Origin of the sequence: Pseudoalteromonas xiamenensis, from assembly GCF_030994125.1 — a bacterium.
In the GTDB taxonomy this organism is placed as follows: domain Bacteria; phylum Pseudomonadota; class Gammaproteobacteria; order Enterobacterales; family Alteromonadaceae; genus Pseudoalteromonas; species Pseudoalteromonas xiamenensis_B.
In genome coordinates, this window is record NZ_CP099917.1 from 1,336,514 (window position 1) to 1,351,194 (window position 14,681).

10 protein-coding genes are annotated in these 14,681 nt (G+C 44.0%); 7 read left to right on the forward strand and 3 right to left on the reverse strand.

What is annotated here, in order from left to right:
- Positions 1 to 88: 88 nt before the first annotated feature.
- Complete coding sequence (dinB, locus tag NI389_RS06190; RefSeq protein WP_308362042.1) at positions 89 to 1,162, reverse strand: DNA polymerase IV; 1,074 nt, start codon at positions 1,160 to 1,162, stop codon at positions 89 to 91.
- A 164-nt stretch (positions 1,163 to 1,326) separates the two neighbouring features.
- Between dinB and NI389_RS06195 the strand changes: the two genes are divergently transcribed.
- The 5 genes from NI389_RS06195 to NI389_RS06215 all read left to right on the forward strand — a co-directional run bounded on the left by NI389_RS06195 (position 1,327) and on the right by NI389_RS06215 (position 5,557).
- A complete protein-coding gene (locus NI389_RS06195) occupies positions 1,327 to 2,379 on the forward strand; it encodes an aldo/keto reductase (RefSeq protein WP_308362043.1) in 1,053 nt (350 codons plus the stop codon).
- Between the two features lie 179 nt (positions 2,380 to 2,558).
- Complete coding sequence (locus NI389_RS06200) at positions 2,559 to 3,068, forward strand: NUDIX hydrolase (protein ID WP_308362044.1); 510 nt, start codon at positions 2,559 to 2,561, stop codon at positions 3,066 to 3,068.
- A 47-nt stretch (positions 3,069 to 3,115) separates the two neighbouring features.
- Entirely contained in the window at positions 3,116 to 3,796 is a 681-nt protein-coding gene (locus tag NI389_RS06205) for a hypothetical protein (RefSeq protein WP_308362045.1), read from the forward strand.
- 98 nt (positions 3,797 to 3,894) lie between these two features.
- A complete protein-coding gene (locus tag NI389_RS06210; RefSeq protein WP_308362046.1) occupies positions 3,895 to 4,701 on the forward strand; it encodes a formyl transferase in 807 nt (268 codons plus the stop codon).
- Between the two features lie 115 nt (positions 4,702 to 4,816).
- Entirely contained in the window at positions 4,817 to 5,557 is a 741-nt protein-coding gene (locus tag NI389_RS06215) for a substrate-binding periplasmic protein (RefSeq protein ID WP_308362047.1), read from the forward strand.
- A 15-nt stretch (positions 5,558 to 5,572) separates the two neighbouring features.
- On the opposite strand, the gene NI389_RS06220 is transcribed toward NI389_RS06215, so the two are convergent.
- Positions 5,573 to 6,286 (reverse strand): SIMPL domain-containing protein, encoded by a 714-nt coding sequence (locus NI389_RS06220; protein ID WP_308362048.1) that lies wholly within the window; start codon positions 6,284 to 6,286, stop codon positions 5,573 to 5,575.
- Between the two features lie 263 nt (positions 6,287 to 6,549).
- On the opposite strand from NI389_RS06220, the gene NI389_RS06225 reads away from it, so the two are divergent.
- Both NI389_RS06225 and NI389_RS06230 read left to right on the forward strand, forming a co-directional pair.
- Positions 6,550 to 9,219 (forward strand): bifunctional acetate--CoA ligase family protein/GNAT family N-acetyltransferase, encoded by a 2,670-nt coding sequence (locus tag NI389_RS06225; RefSeq protein WP_308362049.1) that lies wholly within the window; start codon positions 6,550 to 6,552, stop codon positions 9,217 to 9,219.
- Complete coding sequence (locus NI389_RS06230; protein WP_308362050.1) at positions 9,216 to 10,160, forward strand: ion transporter; 945 nt, start codon at positions 9,216 to 9,218, stop codon at positions 10,158 to 10,160. The genes NI389_RS06225 and NI389_RS06230 overlap by 4 nt, the downstream gene beginning before the upstream one ends.
- Here NI389_RS06230 and NI389_RS06235 read toward each other — a convergent pair.
- Entirely contained in the window at positions 10,105 to 14,640 is a 4,536-nt protein-coding gene (locus NI389_RS06235) for an EAL domain-containing protein (RefSeq protein WP_308362051.1), read from the reverse strand. The genes NI389_RS06230 and NI389_RS06235 overlap by 56 nt on opposite strands.
- Positions 14,641 to 14,681 lie beyond the last annotated feature (41 nt).

The following is a 14,681-nucleotide window of genomic DNA, read 5'->3' on the forward strand; positions in this document are numbered from 1 at the left end:
AGAAACAGCATACGCTTTTTACTTGATGTTACTGACAGAACAAGAGCAACTTTACGCTAGCACACCTTGTATAAAACGCACTCATCATTTAGTCGAAGTCGAATAGACCAAGCTGAGATTCACTGCGGCGCTTTTCACGATCTACGTCATTGAGACCTACTTGCACACCGAGTAAGCGAACTGGTTTGTTGATTCGCTTGCAGAGTATGTCACTGAGCAACTCATCAAATATAGGGGGATGTACTGAGGTAAACTGACACTCTTTGGTGGTTTGCTGAAAATCGTGGTATTTCACCTTGATACCCAGCTTTGTGATTGAACGGGATTCTAGCACCGACGTTAATCGATGAATGAGTTCAGGAAGGAGTTTTTCATGCAAAATAGCTTTTAATATTTCGGGCTCAGAGATGTCGACCTCAAACGTCGTCTCTACGCCAACCGATTTTCGAACTCGCTCTGTAACCACTTCCCGTTCATCAACTCCTTGACATCGACGCCATAATAGCGCGCCAAGCTTACCAAGTTGACGAACTAAGGTGAGTTCATCCAGGGCTTTAACGTCTCGACCAAACTCAAGCCCCACCGCCAATAGCTTTTCATGGGTAACCTTGCCAACTCCAGGTATTTTTTTAAGCGGTAATGAATCAATGAAATCAGCGACTTGGTTAGGAGCAATAACAAATTGGCCATTTGGTTTATTTTCATCACTGGCAATTTTGGCGAGAAATTTAATAGGTGCAATACCAGCACTTGCGGTTAAACTCGTTTCTCGTTCAATGTCAGCACGTATCTGCTGAGCAATTAATGTGGCACTGCCATTGAATAACGCACAAGAGGAGACATCGAGATACGCTTCATCTAACGACAGAGGTTCAATTCTATCCGTATACCGCTCGAAAATAGCACGTATCTGCTGCGAGACTTGCTTATAAACTGCCATACGTCCAGGTACGATAACTAAATCAGGGCATAATTTTTTAGCATGGTAATTTGACATAGCGGACCGCACACCAAATTCTCTGGCGAGATAATTTGAAGTAGACAATACGCCACGGTGACTTCGACCACCAATAGCCATAGGCACATTGGCAAGTGCTGGATTGTCTCGCATTTCAACGGCTGCGTAAAAGCAGTCCATGTCGATATGAATGAATTTCCTCATCGCCAACACCTGTTTATTTATACAGTCATTATTAATCACTTTATGCCTTTTTCGCAAGTCTTTATTGCTTCAACTCAAAGTGCTGCAATGTCATTAAATTAAGCCTAAACTAGTGCAATAATTAAAAATTAAAACTTACACCCGAACATTTCAAAGGAGTAAACATGGAATATCGACGTCTTGGTAGTAGCGGATTACAAGTTTCTCAGGTTTGTTTAGGCAGCATGACTTGGGGCAAGCAAAACAACCAACACGATGCTGATGAGCAGATCAATTACGCGCTTGCCAAAGGGGTCAATTTTATCGACACCGCGGAAATGTACGCAGTGCCTCCTTCCCCAGAAACCTACGGCAAAACCGAATCCATCATCGGTAGTTGGTTACACCGACATAAAGAGAAACGCGATGACGTCATCATCGCGACCAAAATTGCAGGAGGAGGCTTGTCGTGGGTGCGCGAAGGTCATCCCATTTCAGGCAAATCAGTTACCGAAGCGATTGATGATTCATTAATTCGCTTACAAACCGACTACATCGACTTGTACCAACTTCATTGGCCTAATCGCATTTCACCTCATTTTGGTAAACATTGGCCTGGTATGGTCCAACCAACACATGAAGATACCGAACAAGAAATCGCGGATATGTTAGATATCCTAGAAAGTATTGGTAAAGCCGTTGATGCCGGAAAAATACGCTACTTTGGTTTGTCGGATGACACGCCTTGGGGGATCCAAACCTATTTACGTCTAGCGCAGGCCAATAATTTACCAAACGTTGTGTCGATACAGAACGAATTCAATCTACTGCACACGAAAGATTGGCCATACCTCATCGAACAGTGCATTCACGAAGATATTGCTTACCTTCCGTGGTCGCCACTTGCAGGTGGAGCACTGACGGGGAAATACCTAAACGGAGCAAGACCAGAAGGCGCTCGTTGGAGCTTAGTACAGCGTCAAGGACTATTTCGAGATACTCAACTGTCAAATAAGGCGATTGCCGCCTACGTGGACGTTGCAAAAGCGCATAACATAACCCCTGCCCAATTAGCACTTGCTTGGTGTAATCAGGTAGACGGAGTTACCTCGACGATTATTGGGGCGACTACAATGAGTCAGTTAAAAGAAGATTTACATGCATTTTCGCTTCCGGTGGACGAGGCGCTTCTCAACGACATTTTCTCAGTTTACCAGCAATACCCTGTGCCATTTTAATCCTGACCAATGCGGCGATAGGCCGCATTGCCCCGCCCTATTCAATGTTCAAACCGCGTAATTTCACACATTGAGCCAACACATTCGCCTCATCTCAAAATGCCTCGGCAGGCAGAGGACTTGAAGAAACTGACGGCACAATTTAAAGTGTAGCGCTTTCGAATACACAGAAGTAGACCATGCGAAATCTCAATCCTGTTCCTGTCACGCCTTTAACTGGAACCCTCAAATCAAGACCTACTGCTCGTGCAATCATCGTCGATGGTCACAACATACTGCTCGTCTACACCAAACGCTATGATGATTTCGGGTTGCCTGGTGGCGGAATTGACGCAGGTGAGTCAACTCATGATGCACTAAGGCGCGAGCTACGAGAGGAAATTGGTGCGGTTGACATTCAGATCCATCGAGAATTTGGTGTCTATGAGGAATATCGACCAGATAGACATGAATCAAATGTTGCTTGGCACATTGAGTCTTATTACTTTATTTGCAGTTTAAATGCCCCTTTAGGCACTGCAATACCTGAGGAATATGAAATAAACAGCGGACTTGAAGCACGCTGGGTGAATATCAACGATGCCATTGCGCACAATCTTAACATTCTGGATAGTGACATTGCCGGATTTTCCGTTCACCGTGAATTGGCGGTTCTACAAAAAATAAAAACGGAACTCATGAACTTTTAAAGTATGTAAGTTTCTAAAAAGAATACATTTATCTACCAAGGACGACAATGCGATTTGCTAAACGAGCTATTACTGTTTCAGTACTTGCACACGCCTGCCTATTTTGGCTACTGGCTCGTCATGTCGTCACTCCCCAACCACTAGACACACCAAAAGCACTAAAAACTTATTTAGTGATCGACCCCATGACTCCACCCTCCCCTGAACAACCCGAACCACCGACTGTTGAAGATCGGGCTGTCTCAAAAGAACGGAATACTGAAATAAACAAGCAAACCGATACACCGATTACTCCACCAGCTAGAGAAGAATCAGCCAATAAAACGGAGTCAGAAACAGCCAAGGCTTCAGCAACCGTGGTTTCAGAGCCTAAGCTTTTGAAACTATCACCGAGTAGCGTGCTGGAACGTATTCGCCAACAAAATGCGGTTGATAACGCACTGCCCCGCGCGACAAATCAATCTAGAAATACGCCTTCTAGACTGACAGTTCCGAGCGAACATAAGGACCTATTAACCAGAGACACACGAACCGTTGTTTCGAAAAACGAGCTGTGGACGGAGTTTAAAGATGGTGATAGCTGCTACAAAGTCATGAACATGGATCCCAATAATCCACCGCCAGATGGCTTTCCCAAGACATGGACAGCCCCAGTTAAGTGTAAGCCAGACGCTATCAACTCTGCCTACAATGAAGCAATGAACAAATGGCTGCCCAATAAACGCTAATAACTTCTTTGGACTACTTTATTTCATTACGTCGCTTCACATCGAACTCATTTTGCGTATAAATTGACGGATACCTAACGTCATAACTGAGTGATAAGTTGAAGATTTTAATCCTAATAAACAATGATCTTGCAAGCAATTACGCACTAAATTTGCTGATCCCAAAACTGTTATCCGAACACTCACTCACCCTCTGGCAATCAAGCAACGTTGGTAAGCTCAGTCGCAAACCTCCCGCACTAGAGCAACTTGCCTTTTTCGAACAGCGTCTATTTAGTGACTATTTAGCCCCGCTTATCGAAAAACTGCCTCAACAAGCAGGGCAAAGATTTAAGACATTTTCGCAACTTGCCACAGAGTGTCACTGTGTATTAAAAACGGTAAACAATATCAATGACACTGAAAGCCTTGCAGCACTGAAGGCGCTCAACCCCGACCTTATTTTATCTATACGCTATGGCTGCATACTGAAAGAGCAAGCGATTGCCATTCCAAATCACGGCATACTCAATTTGCATTCGGGTGTATTACCACAATATCGAGGTGTTATGGCGACGTTTTGGTCGATGAAGAACAACGAAACACACATTGGCACCACATTACACAGAATATCCGATTCCAGTATTGATACTGGTGAAATCGTAAAAATCTCAACTCGCCCAATTAAAGTAGGTCAATCCTATCTTTGGCATGTCCTGACTCTGTATCAACAGGGCATCATGGACATGTTGGAGGCAGTTAACGCCCTATCAAATTCGAGTAATCTTCCTTCACTTCGCCAACTAGGAGAAAGTAACTACTACACCTTTCCTACGGGTGTGGAGTTACAGGAATTTGAGCAAAGTGGAATGCAACTCGTCAATGAGCAGGAGTTGCATGCCTTTTTAAAACACCATTATTTATGATGAATTGTGCAAATTGAAACTACAACTTTCATTTGACATTCGAAGGGGTTATTGGGCACTCTAACAAAGGCGCTGTGTTTTTCGAGCACATCACCGCAACACATCGAGGTAACGCATGAAAAAGTGGTTGTTATTGGTAGTTGGACTCTCCATGTGTGCTTCTGTGCAAGCTCAAACACTTAGGTTTGTTGCAGAAGATTTGCCCCCTTATCACTATCACAACAGCAATGGCAAAATTGATGGCATGTTGGTTGATGTAGTTAAAGCTGTGGTCAATGCAGCTAACTTGCAAGCTGAAATCGAACTTATGCCAATGGCACGTGCTGTCCATGAGCTTTCTCACAACGCTAACACGTTGATGTTCTCATTGCTTAAAACCCATGACCGTGAAGATGATTTCAAATTTCTTGGTGCGACCTTTCACGCAACAGCCTATTTATTCGGATTAAAAGCAAAAACCTTTGCGCTTAACAATTTGGAAGACGCTCAAAATTACCGAGTGAGTACTATTCGAGGCTATCATAGCGCGAGATATCTACTGGAAAATGGCTTTTCAGAAGAAGAAAACCTCGTTTTGGCCACCGAGTTTCACAGCCTTTGGCAAATGCTCTATCTACAACGCACGGATTTGGTGATGACCAATGCGCTTACAATCGAAAAAGAAATTCGAGATTCTGGATTAGAGCCAAGTTTAATTGAAGAGAAATTCGCTGTGCATGACTTCCCTTCTGAACTGCACATTGCTGCAAATAAAAAACTGCCGGTGGAAATCGCAACCGCGCTTACGGTTGCACTAAAAAGTATCAAGAAAAACGGCGAATACGAAGCCATTTTAAAAAAATGGAAACTCGAATAACGAGTTTGAATTACGTCAATCTGATAAATAATATTCAACTGACGTTACCACACGGACAATTTTAATTTCCGGCGTGTTGCTGTCTCTATCTCGAATAGAAAACTGACCTTGGTTAGCTTGCTTTATTTTTCCGAGTATTGAATCAGAATCTTTAGCAAATTTAAGCGCGACTTCTCGTGCCTCTTTCGTCGCTGACTGAACCATTTCAGGTTTTATTTCATTCAATCCCGTAAACATGTACTCAATGCGATTGTCATAATTCTCAGTGATCGCAATCCCTTGTTTAGCCAATTCACCCAAAGCTTTAAGGGCATTTTTTACTTTATCCGGGCTTTTTGTGTACACCGTCATACCCGATTTGGCCACATATCGAAATCCGTTATCTTGCGAGCTGTATTCTTGCGCGAGTTTATCTGTAACAGAGGGTGCTACAAATGAGATTTCTTGATCCGAGAAACCATTTAGCGTCAAGAACGCTTTCACTGCCTGATTCTTTCGTTCCACACGGCTAACTAGTTTATTTAGGTCATTGTCAGCATCACGATAGACAAGTGGCCAAATCACAGTATCGGCTTTAACTTCATGTTCTGCTAACCCCTTTACGACAACCGTGCGCTCCATTGCTTTAAAGGAAAGAGCTGTGTCTCTTAGGACCAGTGACGATAGGACAATACCGGAGCTTATGAGCCCTGCAATTCCCCACCACATCCATTTATCATTTTGTTGCATAGTTCTTCTCATCTGTTGTTAGATCAAACAAAGGGAGCTTAAAACTCGAAAAACACTAATAAAGTCATTACAGTTAAGGTTACTAGAACAAATTTAGCTATCAGTGTTATTACTGACCGACTTAAAAAACTGGGTTCTCGTGGTCGCAATTTAAGACGGTTTTTTATGCCAAACTATCATTCAGTTTGGTACTTGGTTAGGCTCAGTTTGAGCATACGCCTGACAACCTGATAATTTCATGAATAAACGCCGAGGGAAAGCAGATGTCGGTAAAACGCGTCAGTCAGTTTTTTAATCCAAAGTCCGTCGCAGTAATTGGTGCATCCAATACCACAGGACATGCCGGTTTTGTAGTGATGCGTAACTTACTGCAAGGCGGATTTAAAGGGCCAATTATGCCCGTATCCCCAAAACACCAAGCTGTACATGGCGTGTTGGCATACAATTCAATTCAGGCCCTGCCGAAAGTTCCTGACCTCGCGGTAATTTGTACTAACAAAACAACTCTCGTGCGAATTGTCACTGAGCTTGGCGAGATTGGTTGCAAAAGCGCAATTATCATTGCATCTGGTTTAAACCACGAGCAACGCCTCGCACTAAAAGAAGCGGCAAAACAGGCGCAAGTAGACTTACTTGGTCCGAATTGCTTAGGGTTACTGATTCCTCATTTAGGGTTAAATGCAAGCTTCTCACATACCATAGCCAAACCCGGTAAACTTGCATTTATATCGCAATCTGCAGCTGTTTGTTCAACAATTCTTGATTGGGCGCAGCAGAAGCAAATCGGTTTTTCGTATTTTATTTCGGTGGGAGATTGCGTTGACATGGACTTCGCCGAATTGCTCGATTTTTTAGGTAGAGACGCGAAAACGCAAGCCATTCTGCTTTACATCGATAACATCTCCGAAGTAAGACGGTTTATTTCCGCAGCGCGTGCTGCCGCATTCAGTAAGCCAGTTATTGCGATTAAAACCGGACGCACTCAGGCGGGCGCAATAGCCGCACAACAGCATACTGGGGGACGTTCAATCGACGATGCGGTTTACGACGCCATTTTTCAACGTGCTGGTATGCTGCGTGTAAACGATTTACGAGAGCTGTTCGCCGCTACTCAAACTCTTGCACTGCATCCTAAATTGCTCCAAGTAGAACCTCTAACGATTTTAACCAATGGTGGCGGCCCCGGTGTAATGGCTGTTGATACCTTACTTCAGAATTCGGGAAAACTGGCTCAGCTAAGTGACACCACTTTGGAGGCTTTGAGGAACGCCACACCACAGTCAGAATCAATTTATAATCCCGTAGATATATTTGGCGACTCGTCGCCACTTCGCTATAAACAAGCGTTGGAAATTTTACTTAAAGCGCCAGAAGTACAAAATTTACTGATCATTCATACTCCGTCTGCACTGGCGCCAAGTGAAGCCTACGCCGAAATCATCGCGGACACATTGGACGCTATTCCCAAAATGGCGAGGCCTTACGTCATGACAAATTTTATGGGGGAAGATGCAGCCTATGAAGCGAGACGCCGCTGCGCTCAGCGCGGGATACCCACTTACCGAACGCCTGAAGGTGCGGTAGGTGCATTTATGCACTTGATCAGCTACCGTCGTAACCAAAAGCATCTCACGCAAACACCAGAATCCATCGTAGAAGATAAGTTGATCCACGCTGAAGATGCAAAAGCCATTATTAATCAACTTATCGATGCTGGACATCACCAATTGTCCACTCACCTTGCTACGCGTATTTTGAATGAATATGGTATTGAGTGTATTCGTACTGAAATCGCATTGACGCCATCAGAAGCTCGTGAACAAGCAGAATTAATTGGCTTCCCTGTCGCGCTAAAATTAGTCAGTAAAGACATTCCATCTAAATCAGCGGTTGGTGGCGTTGTGCTCAACCTAAATGATGGTAATGAAGTTGAACAAACTGCGTTTTCGATTCTCTTGCGCATCAACGAAACCTTTCCCGATGCAGAAGTCGAAGGGTTTTCATTGCAGCCCATGGCACCAAGAGCTGGAGCGGAAGAGCTAAGAATTGCGATTAAAAGTGAGCCGAGCGTTGGCCCTGTTATCCTACTTGGCGAAGCGGGCACAGGACTTGGCTTTGGACAATCCGCCGTTGCGCTTCCCCCACTCAACATGAATCTGGCTAAATACCTTATTGCCGCAGCCCATGATAAAGGTGTTCTGAAAGAAAAAGCGCTCCCCAACAAAGTCGACAAATACAAATTATGCGCGCTTATCACACGTATCTCGCAACTTGTCATTGATCAGCCGGATATTCAAAGCGTCGAGTTAAATCCAGTACTCGCCAATGCGGGGCAATTTTTAGTCTTGGATGCCAGCATCACGTTATCCAAATACGTTCCAGACAAACGCCGTAAACGACTCGCTATTCGCCCCTACCCTAAAGAACTGGTCACGCCTGTTGTCCTGAAAAATGGCATTGAGGCGATTTTGAGACCAATCCGTCCTGAAGATGAACGAGCACATGAAGAATTCGATAAATCGCTGACCAAAGAAGACCGCTATCGTCGTTTTTTTGGTGAATTACCTCAGTTTAATCATGAGCAACTCGCGAAAATGACGCAGATTGATTATGACCGAGAAATGGCCTTTATCGTCACCGAGCCCTATAAATCGACCTACCGCACTTTAGGCGTTTCTCGTGTATTAATGGATCCAGACAACCTCATTGCAGAGTTTGCGGTCGTGGTTCGCTCTGACTGTCAGGGGCTCGGACTTGGTAAAATATTAATGAATGCGGCAATAGAACACTGCAAAAAACAAGGTGTTGAAATCATTGAAGGGATCACGCTTCCAGAAAACAAAGGTATGATCGAGCTGTCAAAACGGCTTGGGTTTGTCGTCAGTCGTGATTTTGAAGAAGGTACTATCCACATGAAGTTAGTTTTAAAATGAAAACGTTAAGAAACCGAATTGCACTGATATTTGAAGGCAGTCGTCCCTACGCCAAAATTGGCAAAGCCTTAGACATTTTTTTGATTTGTTTAATTCTGTTTAATGTCGTTGCCATCGTGCTTGAAAGTGAACCCGAACTTCACAAGCAGTACAGCCAATATTTTTTAACAATAGAGCTTATTTCTGTCGCCATTTTTACTCTTGAATACATTGTACGATTATGGAGCTGTGTCGATCGCATCGAGTACGCCAGTTGCGATGACAGCGCGTTAAAAAAGCGGATAAAATACTTTTTTACCCCGCTTGCACTTATCGACCTTCTCGCGATACTGCCGACTTGGCTAATGATGTTCTTCAGCTTTGATTTGCGTTTTCTGCGTGTGGTTCGATTGCTTCGGATCTTCAAACTCACCCGTTATTCACGCGCTATGCAACTGTTGCTCGAGTCATTTAAAGAAGAACGGAGTTCACTTATTGCTGCGTTTTTCATTATGACGGTTGTGATGATTTTAGCGGCCTGCGGTATCTACTTGCTTGAACATGACGTTCAACCAGATAAGTTTGGTTCTATTCCAGCGGCGATGTGGTGGGCACTCGTCACATTAACGACCGTAGGGTATGGCGATGTCGTCCCCATTACGCATGTCGGCAAACTCTTTGGCGGCGTAATCACCGTATTAAGTATGGGGATGGTTGCGATTCCAACCGGTTTACTCGCGTCAAGTTTCGCAGATCAGCTACGTAAGCGTCGTGAAGCCTTTCAAGAGGCCGTGTTACACAGTTTGGTTGACGGTGAACTTACTCGCGACGAACGCGAGCACTTGGACCACTTACGTGCAGAACTTGGCCTCAGTCATGCCGAGGCCAACAAAGCAATTAAGCTTATTATGAGCCAGCGCGTGCACTCATTGTATTGTCGTCATTGTGGTCAAAAGCTTTAAGACTCAACGCTTGTTTCCATGAACGTGTGATGAGGTTCGTTGCCTCATCACCGCACACCGGCTCACTAAACCAATATCCCTGATATAAATCGCAGCCAAGCTCTTGCAACATCATAATTTGCTCAGCCGTTTCGACACCTTCTGCAATACAACGTTTACCAAGGTTATGTGCAAGCCCGAGAATAGAACGCACAATCACCGCATGCGATTTTGACGCAACCATATCTGCGACAAAACTGCGGTCGATTTTCAATACATCCACTGGGAGCGACTGCAAGTAAGTTAACGAAGCATACCCTGTACCAAAATCGTCCATTAACAAACGACAGCCTAGCGCTTTTAGCGCGTGCATTACGGTAATGGCGTGTGGAATATCCGCCAACATGACCGACTCTGTGATCTCAAACGCGATACAATGCCCGGAGACATCTACCCGCTCAATGATTTCCGCAATCAACTGGACAATGTTCGGCACTTGAAAATCATGTGCTGATAAATTGACCGATACATACAGACTATTGTTAAGAGACTGCCACGCTTTCAATTCCAATAACGCACGCTCTAGGGTCTGAAGTGTCAATCGCGTGATCAACCCCGTTTGTTCTGCTGCTCGAGCCAGTTCCTCTACGCTATATTCAACACATTGCGGCCAGCGTAATAACACTTCAAATCCTAATACGTTGCCACTTTTACTATCCACAATAGGCTGATAATGGTTATAAAATGCACCTTGGTTAAGTGCTGAGTACAGTGCCCGTTCAATCTCACCCGCTCGTTGGACTCGATTGTTCATTTCTTGTTTAAAGAATTGATAACTACTGTCGTTGCGAAGCATCGCATGATGAAGTGCTAAATTAGACAGTTGGAGCAACTTGATTGCATCGTTCTCATCATCAGGATAAACCGCCACGCCAATGCTGACAGACAATGAAATGTCTTGATCTAATACATGAAAGCCCTGTTCAAAAGCCGCAATCACGTCTTTGCAGTAATTGGTTACCCGAGAGACATCCGATACTCGTTCCATCAGCACATAAAATTCTTTTTGCGCGCCGATAGCCAAACTATCAAACTCCCGTAGTTCCGTTTGTAGTACCTTCGTCACGGTTCTTAATAACGCTTCATACACCTTTGCACCGTAAATTTCAGCCACATTCTGTAAACGCTTCACGCTGATAGAAAGCACTGCAACTGGTAGCTCTTTCTTTGCAACGATTTCAACGGCATGATGAATTCGATCAATGATTAACGTGCGATTGGGAAGACCCGTGATGGCATCATAATTAGCTAACTGGTAGAGCTCCTGTTCAGCCCGCTTTTGGTCCGTAATATCCGTCATGACTACAACGTAGCTCACCATATCCGTATTATCGCCAGCAACAGCACTTACTTTCACCAATGCTTGACGAACTTCCCCGCTGTGCAACGTGACAGACTCTTCAACACTGAAATGCTCACCCGGACTTAATTGGCTGATGGTTCGAAGGTACTGCATTCGATTACGACGACTTAACCCCATCGTCAGACTCGAACTGCTCAAAGGCACTTCAGCCATACCAAATGCTTGTTGCAACGCAGTATTGCACGCTCGTATACGCAAGCGTTTGTCGAGGATAAACACCCAATCTCGTGTCTGTTCAAATGCTGCACCAAACACGCGCGCCCGCTCTTCGAACACGCGTTCTCGTGTTAAATTGGTGTAAGTACCCGCTACCGTCAATGGACTGTGTTCTTGCCACTCCATTACCTTGCCAAAGTCTTTATACCAACGCCAATGACCATCTTTATGTCGCAGACGGTAGGTGCAGTTAAAGTACCCTTTTTGTGTTGATACAAATTCCAGCCATTCAATGCGGAAAATCGCTTTGTCTTGTGGATGGATCTTGGCGAGGTATTCATCCAAAGTCACATTTTCATGAGGATAGCCAAGTTCAGCTTTTAACCTTGGTTGATAAATCAAACTGTTTTGTGCTTTCCAATCCCAAACACCGGAATTACTCCCTTCTAGAGCCAGTTTCAAACGTGCCTCACTGTGGCGGGTTTCTCTATGTGCTTTTAGCAACATTTGTTGAATACGGTTACGACGTACCAACCATAATGCGATGATAATAAATACTGAAAATACGTAACTGGCAATCGCTAACGGAGAGCGCCAAGGAGGATATAAAACTTCAATGTCCAACTTCGCTGGCGGTGTGTAATTGCCCGTCAAGGGGTCTTTAGCCCAAACCTTTAGCTCATAGCTTCCGGGACTGAGCTGAGGAAATAATACCCATTGCTTGTTACGACTAAACGTTTTTTGTCCACCTGATATCTGATATTCATAAACCACTCGGTCTTGATTACTAAACAGCATCGCTGAGAAGGCCACTTCCAACCCAAGATCATCGTGATTCAATACAATTTTCTTAAACGTTTTGATCCCTTGTTCACGAATATCACGCGACATCAAACTCACTGATGTAATGTTTACCCGAGTAATTAAGGGGGCTCGCGGGTTATTTATTCTCGGAGAAAATACCGTAACACCTTGCACTGAACCATACACAATACGACCATCCTGGAGTACCGTTGAGGCACCACTATTGAATTCATTAACAATTAAGCCGTCTTGCGTTGAAAACTGTTGGAAATGCAAATTGTCTGGATCTAAACGCCATATCCCTTTATGACTACTCATCCAAATCATACCTTCGCTGTCGGTATGCATGTCATACATCAATGTGCCTAAGTTATTTTTTTCTAAATCAATTGTGTACACATGTTCATAGGTATCTGCGGTCAGTCCAATCAAGCCAAAATTGGATAGCGACAACCAAAGGATATTGTTTTTGTCGATGGCATACGAATTCACCCCAATGCCCAAATGATCGTTGGCGTTTGGTACAGTATAAATTGAGTGAAGAGTCCCGGTACTTGTCTCATACCGACTTAAAACACCACCGAAATAAAAGAGCGGATCGTCAGGATGGGACTTTAATGGCTTTGAAAAGCCGTGACTTAAAAAGGGGTCTACGCCATTAAATGCTGGCGTAATATCGTTAAGTTGTGCTTTTCCGATGTCATATTCAAACATCCCTTCTTCCGAATGCACAAAATACAACTTACCGTTGGGCAGCAAAGTAAGGCCTGAAATACGTCCATCGATGATTTCATCCATTCGCTCATTTTGGCTTTTGGGTTTCGTAAGTGTCAGTGTTTTTGGGTCTAATACAAACAACCCTCTCATACCATAGACCCATATTTTCCCCTTGTATTCCATAAGTTTGTAAACGACAAACTCAGGAAAAACGGCTTCGCCCATATACCCTTTAAATAAAGGGATTGCCGTATTGGTCACCGGATCATAACGCGTAATACCATCATGGGTTGCAATCCACCAGTAACCATCCAATTCCACCACATCCCAAACGTTTTGATGTGTAAACTCACCATCTTTCAGAGTTTGGTTATTGATGTTAGTAAAGTCTCCGAGTTCCGGTGGAAGATAAAAGGCGCCATCGGTACGAGTAGCCGCCCAAAGTCCACCCATGCGGTCTTTAATTAAGTAAATAATGCTTGGGTCGACCAGATTGTACTCGGATTGAGCTAATCGCATATCCGCAGACACTGCTTTTGTAGCCCAATCGAAATGCATCAACCCCTTATCAGTGCCCAGAATCAAACCACCTTCTTCAGGGAGAATATGCCATATATTTAAATCAGGAATAATGACCCGATGGGTAAATTGGGCGGATGGATCCGCAATGAGCTCGTCAGCATTGCCAATCTCAATTTCATATAACCCCTGAACGGCACCAAGAAGCAACGTATTGTCATCTTTAAGGTAGAGAAATTTCGTGTTGTTTTGGTAAGGATGTTCAATAACCGAAATATGATTTAGCGTCCGAAGTTGTTTCGACGCCAAATTGTAAACCCAAGCGCCGTCACTCGTCGCGATATACATATTGCCTTTATGAACAATAATATCCCGAACAAACGTAGTGGTTTTAGGTTCTGGGAGCGCGACTAACGTCGTTAACTCTCCGGTATCAACATCTAATAGTGCCACATCTTTGCTGCGACCTAACAACAAATGATGCTCATCAAGCATCAGCATTTCAAAGACGGGTTTGGTTGCGAATTCTTCTTCAGTGACGGGGGCTGCCGAATATTGACGATACTGATCTGTTTTGGGATCAAATTGGAACAAGCCAGCAATACTTGAGGTTATCCAAATTTTACCAAGCGGATCTTGATATATACGGTCAATATTGGCTTCGAGTAACTCGCCGCTTGGTCCTCCGACTTTCTTGAGTGGCTGATAACCATCATAACGGTTCAAGCCCCCTTCTGTTGAGACCCAAAGATATCCATCATCATCAATCAACATCGTATTGACCGAACTTTGTGATAATCCTTCGTTGGGAGATAAACGGATGATTTCTGCAGAGGCAAAAAAACTCATTAGCCAAAGAAAAATATAAACCCATTTACTCATTTTTCTAATCTCACATAGATTGGGGGTTCCAGCAAAATGGC